The 6343-nt window shown below is 64.6% G+C and carries 6 protein-coding genes; 4 read left to right on the top strand and 2 right to left on the bottom strand.

Going from position 1 to position 6343, the window contains the following annotated elements:
* Positions 1-18: 18 nt before the first annotated feature.
* Both IVB01_RS10100 and IVB01_RS10105 read right to left on the bottom strand, forming a co-directional pair.
* Positions 19-873 carry a hypothetical protein gene (locus tag IVB01_RS10100; RefSeq protein WP_247280033.1) on the bottom strand — a complete coding sequence of 285 codons (855 nt, stop codon included), beginning with the start codon at positions 871-873 and terminating at the stop codon, positions 19-21.
* A 293-nt stretch (positions 874-1166) separates the two neighbouring features.
* Entirely contained in the window at positions 1167-2141 is a 975-nt protein-coding gene (locus IVB01_RS10105) for an NADPH:quinone oxidoreductase family protein (RefSeq protein WP_091882886.1), read from the bottom strand.
* A 261-nt stretch (positions 2142-2402) separates the two neighbouring features.
* On the opposite strand from IVB01_RS10105, the gene IVB01_RS10110 reads away from it, so the two are divergent.
* The 4 genes from IVB01_RS10110 (at position 2403) to IVB01_RS10125 (ending at position 6049) form a co-directional block, all read left to right on the top strand.
* Positions 2403-3242 carry an SDR family oxidoreductase gene (locus tag IVB01_RS10110; protein ID WP_247280034.1) on the top strand — a complete coding sequence of 280 codons (840 nt, stop codon included), beginning with the start codon at positions 2403-2405 and terminating at the stop codon, positions 3240-3242.
* A gap of 114 nt (positions 3243-3356) precedes the next feature.
* A complete protein-coding gene (locus IVB01_RS10115; protein WP_247280035.1) occupies positions 3357-4004 on the top strand; it encodes an invasion associated locus B family protein in 648 nt (215 codons plus the stop codon).
* A gap of 184 nt (positions 4005-4188) precedes the next feature.
* Positions 4189-5391: a 23S rRNA (adenine(2503)-C(2))-methyltransferase RlmN gene (gene rlmN, locus IVB01_RS10120; protein WP_247280036.1), complete on the top strand. Its 1203-nt coding sequence runs from the start codon at positions 4189-4191 to the stop codon at positions 5389-5391.
* A 163-nt stretch (positions 5392-5554) separates the two neighbouring features.
* Positions 5555-6049 carry a hypothetical protein gene (locus IVB01_RS10125; RefSeq protein WP_247280037.1) on the top strand — a complete coding sequence of 165 codons (495 nt, stop codon included), beginning with the start codon at positions 5555-5557 and terminating at the stop codon, positions 6047-6049.
* The last annotated feature ends 294 nt before the right edge of the window (positions 6050-6343 follow it).

Consider the following 6343-nt stretch of genomic DNA (forward strand, 5'->3'; position numbering starts at 1 on the left):
ATGTTCCCTTGAAGCGGTCTAGTTCTGAAGCTGGGCGAGGCGCTGCCGCGCCTCCGCCGATCCGAGTGCCGCGGCCTTTTGGTACCAGTCGCGCGCGGCGGTCGCGTCAGCGGCGATGCGCCGCGCGTCGCTAGTGCCCAGCACGGCCGGGTCATAGGTCTGCGCCAGCAGGAACGCCGCTGCCGCATCCTGTGCATTGGCGGCGCGTTCGAGCAACAGGCGGGCCGCAACAATGTCGCCGATTCCCAACAGGCTCTTCGCGCGCGTCATCAGCCCGGCCAGCGTGTCGGCGTCGAGCGTCCTGGCGGGCGGAGGGGGCGCAGGCGGTGCCGCCACCGGCGCGGGCTGAGGCACAGGCGTGTGGGCTTGCAGCGCGCTCTGATAGGCGGTCGCGATCTCCTCGCGGCTCGGCGGTGCAGGAAGATCCTGCGCGTCAGCGCTCGCCAGGCGCGGCTCGGTCACGCGCGCCGAATCCTTGCGCGGGCTCTGCGGTACGGCCGACGGGTTGGCGGAGGCGACCGCCTGCTCCAGCGCGACGACTGCCGAGCCACCGGCATCGAAGATGCCGCGAAGATCGGACTGAAACAGCGCGGCCAGAATTGCCAGGATGGACGCCACGAGAACGGCTGCGAGACCGACCGCAAGAACGCGCGGCACAATTCTGACCCGGGGACGCAACTCCAGCGAGGTATATTCGTCCGGGTTCGGGGCACCGCGCGGATCGGACAGGAATAGTGGAATTGGGTCGTCGGGTGACAGATCGATCCGTGCGGCGCGCGCACGGATGTACGATGCGGTGGACGGATGTGATGCGGCTTGATCGGAATCGAATACCCTCGATTCCCTGGACGGACGGAACGCCGTCGTCTCCATGGTGATGCTCCCCAAGACTGACACGACGCGGGGCATACCGGTTTCAGTTTTTTTGTTGTTGTCCAGGAGCGCCCAGCAAACTGGAGCCGGTAAATCGCAACCTGAATCAGCCCAAAAAGCGACGACGGTTGGGGCGAATCGGGAAATATTTGGGTTTGATTCGGGCGAGGTTGTGGAATGCACCTCAATTTTGCCCGCGCTGGTTGAGGAGACCTTACCAGGTGGCCGTGTGCGAATGGGAGGCCATGAACTCAGCTGTCATGGCGCGGGTAATCGCGACAGCGCAGTCGCCATCACGGATGCAAGATCACCTTGCCCATCGCCTGACGTCCCGCGAGCACCTTCAACGCGTCCGCGGTCTGGGCCAGCGGGAAGGTGCGGTCGACATGCGAGGAGATCTTGCCTTCCGCCGTCCACTTCACGAGCTTCTCCAGATTGGCGCGATTCTTGGCCGGGTTGAGCCGGGTCCAGGCGCCCCAGAACACGCCGCGGATGTCGCAGCCCTTCAGCAGTGCGAGGTTCAGCGGCATCTTCGGAATGTCGCCGGCGGCGAAGCCGATCACGAGGAAACGACCCTCCCAGGCGATCGAGCGCAGCGCCTGCTCGGCGTAAGCACCGCCCACGGGATCGAAGATGATGTCGACGCCCTTGCCGTCGGTGAGCTTGCGCAAACCTTCCTTCAGATCCTCCTTGGCGTAGTTGAGCGTCAGTTCGGCGCCGTGCGCCCTGGCGAATTCGAGCTTCTCGTCCGACGAGGCGCAGGCGATCACCTTCAGGCCCATCAGCTTGCCGAGCTCGCAGGCAGCAAGGCCCGTGCCGCCGGCTGCGCCCAGTACCGCGAGCGTCTCGCCCGGCTTCGGACTGGCGCGATCCTCGAGCGCATGCAGCGCGGTGCCGTAGATGATGATGATGCCGGCCGCGCGATCATAGTCGAGATTGTCAGGGATCTTGACGATCGATGCCGCCGGCAGCGCGATCTTCTCGCGCGCGCCGTTGTGGCCGCAGGAGGCGACAACGCGATCGCCGACCTTCAGATCAGTGACGCCAGCGCCGATGCTCTCGATCACACCCGCGACTTCAGCGGCCGGCGAGAACGGGAACGGCGGCTTGATCTGATACTTGCCCTGAATCATCAGGATGTCGAAGAAGTTCAGCGCCGCCGCCTTGATCGCGATCACGGCCTCGCCCGGTCCTGCTACCGGATCCGGCACGTCAGCCAGAACGAGATCGTCGGGCTGGCAATATTGCGAGCAGAGGATGGCTTTCATGGCGGCACCTGGAGCGTTTCGAGTGGAATTATGATTGGCCCGGTTTTGCCGGATTTAGAGCAGCCGGACAATCCGGATTCTTTGTTGATCGTTCTGTTCGGCCTATCATCACGTCATTGCGAGCCAACGGGTCCGCGCCAAGCGCGGCCCGATGACAGGCTCCGCGACGCAATCCAGAGTCCGCCCTGCGGAAATAGTCTGGATTGCTTCGACGCTTCGCTCCTCGCAATAACGAAATCCGCGGAGATAAGGATTCAAACGATGTTTGAAACAAACCTGCTTAACGGCAAGCGCATCCTCGTCACCGGCGGCGGCTCGGGCCTCGGCGCTGCGGTGGGCCGTCGCTTCCTCGCACTCGGCGCCGAGCTCGTGATCTGTGGCCGCAAGCTCGACCGGCTCGAGGCAACGGCGAGCGAGATGCGCAAAGAGACCGGTGGCAAGGTCACGACGATCGCCTGCGACGTTCGCGCCGGTGCGGCCGTCGACAACATGATGGATCAGATCTGGCGCGAGGCCCCGCTCGATATCCTCGTCAACAATGCTGCCGCGACCTTCATCGCGCAGAGCGAGCATCTCTCGTTCCGCGCCGCGGACGCGATCCTCGCGCCGACCCTGCATGGCGCGATGTATTGCACGCTCGCCGCCGGCAAGCGGTGGATCGAGGGTAAGCATGGCGGCGTCGTGCTCTCGATCCTCTCGACCTCGACCATCACCGGCCGCGCCTTCACCGTGCCTTCGGCGATGGCGAAGTCGGCGCTGCTGGCGATGACCAAAAGTCTCGCCGTGGAATGGGGTCCGAAGGGCATCCGAACCGTTGCCATCGCGCCGGGACCGTTCCCGACCGCGGGCGCGTCGGGGCAGCTCCGCCCCGAGGGGCGTGACGAAGGCTGGACCGCCCGCAACCCGCTGGGCCGCACCGGCGAGCACGGCGAACTTGCCGACCTCGCCAGCTTCCTGGTCTCGGACCGCGCCGGCTATATCAATGGCGAGATGGTGGTGATCGACGGGGGCGCGCATTTGCGCAGTTCCGGGGCCGAGGACCTGCTCGGCTGGACCGAGGCGCAATGGGCCGAGCAGCGCGCCGCGCGATCCCGAGCCTAGTGCTGACAACCCGCTAACTGCCTTCCCAAATTGGACTTTCCCGGCTATCCCTGCCGGGGGACAAAACACGGCCGGGCCATCTTCCAGTCACAATATTGAGGGAACCACTCCAGCATGTGGCGGGTGCTATCTTTCGTTTTGATGATCGGCATGATGACGTGCGGGATCGCCGATCTCGCGCGGGCGCAGACGCCGCAACCGGCGCCGAAGGCGGCACCAAAGCCGGCGCCGCCGGCGGCCCATCCGACTGCCAAGACGGCTGCAAAGCCAGAGAGCAAACCGGCGGCGGCGCCCGCGGCGGTTGCGGGCGGCGCGGAGCCGACCCTGATCGGCCAGTTCGGCACCTGGGGCGCCTATTCAGCCACGCCGAACGGCAAGAAGGTCTGTTTCGCGCTGGCCAAGCCCTCGTCGTCGAAGACCAACCCGCCGAACCGGCCGCGCGATCCTGCTTATGCGTTCGTGTCGACCCGGCCGGCCGAGAAGGTCAACAACGAAGTCTCGGTCATGATCGGCTATGCGCTGAAACCGGGCTCGGAATCGACGGCCGAGGTCGGCGGCGCTGCTTTCGCAATGTATACGCAGGGCGATGGTCTCTGGATCAAGAACGCGGCCGAGGAGGAGCGGATGGTCGAAGCCATGCGCAAATCCGCCGATCTCGTGGTCAAGGGGGTCTCGGCCAAGGGCACCGAGACGACCGACACCTTCTCGCTGAAGGGCCTCGCCCAGGCGCTCGATAAGATCGCCCAGGACTGCAAAAGATAGGATTGCAGGCGGTAAGGCTAAGTCATAGCCGCGGTCGCAATCGGCAGATCCGGTTGCTATATAGGGGCTGTTCCAGATTTCCCGTCATTCCGGGGCGATGCGCAGCATCGAACCCGGAATCTCGAGGTTCCGGGTCTGGTCCTCCGGACCATCCCGGAACGACAAAACCCATCAGGTCCACTCAATGCAACCGACGACCGAGCCGCACAACGCAATCCTGGTGGAGAAGACTCCGCTCGAAACTTATGTGCCGCCGGCGAGGCCCTCGCTGATCGGCCTGTCGCGTGCCGAACTCGCCGATCGACTCGGCGAGATCGGCGTCGCACCGGCGCAACGCAAGATGCGGGTGCAGCAGCTGTGGCACTGGCTCTATTTCCGCGGCGCCCAGAGCTTTGACGAGATGACCTCGGTTTCCAAGGGCATTCGCGCCGAGCTCGCGCAGCATTTCACCGTCGACCGGCCCGAGGTCGTGGCCGAGCAGATCTCCAACGATGGCACCCGCAAATGGCTGCTGCGTCTGCCGAGCGGTGACAACATCCAGAAGGCGCATGAAGTCGAGTGCGTCTACATCCCCGAGACCGATCGCGGCACGCTCTGCGTCTCCTCGCAGGTCGGCTGCACCCTGAACTGCTCCTTCTGCCACACCGGCACCCAGCGCCTAGTGCGCAACCTCACCGCCGGCGAGATCGTGGGACAGGTGATGGTGGCGCGCGATCGCCTCAACGATTGGGCCGATCGCGAAGACGGCACGCGCCGCGTCACCAACATCGTGATGATGGGCATGGGCGAGCCGCTCTACAATTTCGATGCGGTGCGCGATGCGCTGCTGATCGTCGGCGACAATGAAGGCGTCGGCATCTCCCGCCGCCGCATCACGCTGTCGACCTCGGGCGTGGTGCCGAATATCGTGCGTGCGGGCGAGGAGATCGGCGTGATGCTCGCGATCTCGCTGCATGCGGTGCGCGACGAATTGCGCAATGAGCTCGTGCCGCTCAATCGCAAATATCCGATCAAGGAACTGCTGCAGGCCTGCCGCGACTATCCCGGCGCCTCGAACGCGCGCCGCATCACCTTCGAATATGTGATGCTCAAGGGCGTCAACGATTCGCTCGACGATGCAAAACTTCTGGTGAAGCTGCTAAAGGGCATTCCGGCCAAGATCAACCTCATCCCGTTCAATCCCTGGCCCGGCACCGCCTATGAATGCTCGGACTGGGATCAGATCGAGAAGTTCTCCGAATACATCTTCAATGCCGGCTATTCATCCCCGGTTCGCACCCCGCGCGGCCGCGACATCCTCGCGGCCTGCGGCCAGCTCAAGTCAGAGACGGAGAAGCTCTCGGCGCGTGAACGCCAGGCGCTGCGTGCGATGGCGATGACGGATTGACAGGTAATCCCTGCGCCTTCGCATCCGCGTCATTGCGAGCGCAGCGAAGCAATCCAGAATCTTTCCGCGGAGGCAGTCTGGATTGCTTCGTCGCGGAGCCTGTCATCCGGCCCGCCGAAGGCGGGACCGGCTTGCTCCTCGCAATGACGGTGAGGCTGACGTCATGTCCCTGATCGGCCGCCTCGTCGTCATCTTCATCGGCTTTCTCGTCGCCTGTTTCGTCGGCGGCATGATCGTCGTCGTCGCGCTGCTGTTTCCGGAATTCGCCGATCTCGGCGCAGGTCCCGTCGATCAGGGCACGATCGACATCCTGCTCGGCTTCGGCTTCATCTTCGTCTCGGGCTTCGCGCTGGTGCCGGCGGCGGTGATCGTCGCGATCACCGAGGCGCTCTATATCCGCAGCGCGCTGGCTTACGCCGTCGGCGGCGGCCTTGTCGGGCTCGCCTGCTATCTCGGTCTCGTCCCCTTCCACGGCGATACGTTCCAATTCGAGGGTATCGTGCGGCGCCACCTGGAGATCATGACGGGCGCGGGCATCGTCGCCGGCGTGGTCTACTGGCTGATCGCTGGCCGCAATGCAGGCGCCTGGCGCGATCCGCCGCCTTCGCACCGGTCCCCACCTCCGCTGCCGTCGAATTCCAGGCCCGATGCGCGGTGACTTCTTACCCTCCTCTGAAGGGCGAGGGTCGGATCTCATCATCGATGCGATCCGGGGTGGGGTGACAGACTATCGGCGACGGCGGTGTTGAGGATTCGAGCTTGCGGACAGGCGAGAGACCATTTGTGCGGCTTCACCCCACCTCGCTCGCGCTTCGCGCGATCGATCCTCCCCCTCCAGGGGAGGATGGGGACCGGTCCAAACCGGCTACATGGGTAACAGACTAGACCGGCGACATGGGTAACAGGTCAACTATTCGGCAAGGAGGGCTTGCCGATGGCTTGGAAGGAGACC

Origin of the sequence: Bradyrhizobium sp. 164 (assembly GCF_023073715.1) — a bacterium.
Lineage (GTDB): Bacteria > Pseudomonadota > Alphaproteobacteria > Rhizobiales > Xanthobacteraceae > Bradyrhizobium.

Bases quoted from the DNA above. Each gene is read 5' to 3' on its own strand.
- rlmN (WP_247280036.1), top strand. From the start codon at position 4,189: ATGCAACCGACGACCGAGCCGCACAACGCAATCCTGGTGGAGAAGACT.
- IVB01_RS10125 (WP_247280037.1), top strand. From the start codon at position 5,555: ATGTCCCTGATCGGCCGCCTCGTCGTCATCTTCATCGGCTTTCTCGTC.
- IVB01_RS10105 (WP_091882886.1), bottom strand. From the start codon at position 2,141: ATGAAAGCCATCCTCTGCTCGCAATATTGCCAGCCCGACGATCTCGTT.
- IVB01_RS10100 (WP_247280033.1), bottom strand. From the start codon at position 873: ATGGAGACGACGGCGTTCCGTCCGTCCAGGGAATCGAGGGTATTCGAT.
- IVB01_RS10110 (WP_247280034.1), top strand. From the start codon at position 2,403: ATGTTTGAAACAAACCTGCTTAACGGCAAGCGCATCCTCGTCACCGGC.
- IVB01_RS10115 (WP_247280035.1), top strand. From the start codon at position 3,357: ATGTGGCGGGTGCTATCTTTCGTTTTGATGATCGGCATGATGACGTGC.